The sequence below is a fragment of the Mesorhizobium sp. M0195 genome (assembly GCF_040322115.1).
Classification (GTDB): domain Bacteria; phylum Pseudomonadota; class Alphaproteobacteria; order Rhizobiales; family Rhizobiaceae; genus Mesorhizobium.
Genome location: NZ_JAMYSV010000093.1, coordinates 1 through 648, shown reverse-complemented (window position 1 = coordinate 648; position 648 = coordinate 1). Strand labels below are relative to the sequence as shown.

1 protein-coding gene is annotated in these 648 nt (G+C 66.8%); it reads left to right on the top strand.

What is annotated here, in order from left to right:
• Positions 1 to 52 precede the first annotated feature (52 nt).
• A partial coding sequence (locus NKJ12_RS32160) for an NAD(P)/FAD-dependent oxidoreductase (protein ID WP_352707741.1) occupies positions 53 to 648 on the top strand: 596 nt, incomplete at its 3' end.

Below are 648 nucleotides of genomic sequence, written 5' to 3'. Positions count from 1 at the left end.
CGTGTTGCTGCTAGGGCAGGGAACTTTGAAGATGAGAGGGTGGGGGGAAAGAATGCTGAACAATCGTCGGTCGCATGGGCTTTGGGAGCGGACAGCTCCGCCGCCGCCTGCAACGGAGAGGCTGGGGGGCGACCTCGTTGCCGATGTAGCGATCGTCGGCGCCGGCTACACCGGGTTGTCCACTGCGCTGCACCTGGCCGAACGGGGCCTGGACGCTGTCGTGATCGAGGCAGCCGAGATTGGTTTTGGCGCCGCCGGGCGGAGCACCGGGTTGGTGAATGCGGGCCTCTGGGTGATGCCCTCGGCGCTCAAGGAGACGCTCGGTCCGGTCTATGGCGGACGTTTGCTTAATTTGCTGCGCGATTCCCCACGCACCGTCTTCGAGATTGTCGACAAGCACAACTTGCGGTGCGAGCTGAAGCGGGTCGGCACGATCCACTGCGGAGCCGATAAGAAGGGCGTCGCCGAGATCGTGGAGCGAGCCCGGCAGTGGCAGGCGCTCGGCGCCCCGGTGCACATCCTCGATGCCGGGGAGACCCGTGCCAAGACAGGCACCTCGGCCTTCCCCGCAGGCCTCCTCGACCTCCGTGCCGGGACGATCCAGCCGCTCGCCTATGTGCGCGGCCTCGCTGGCGCAGCGATTGCCGC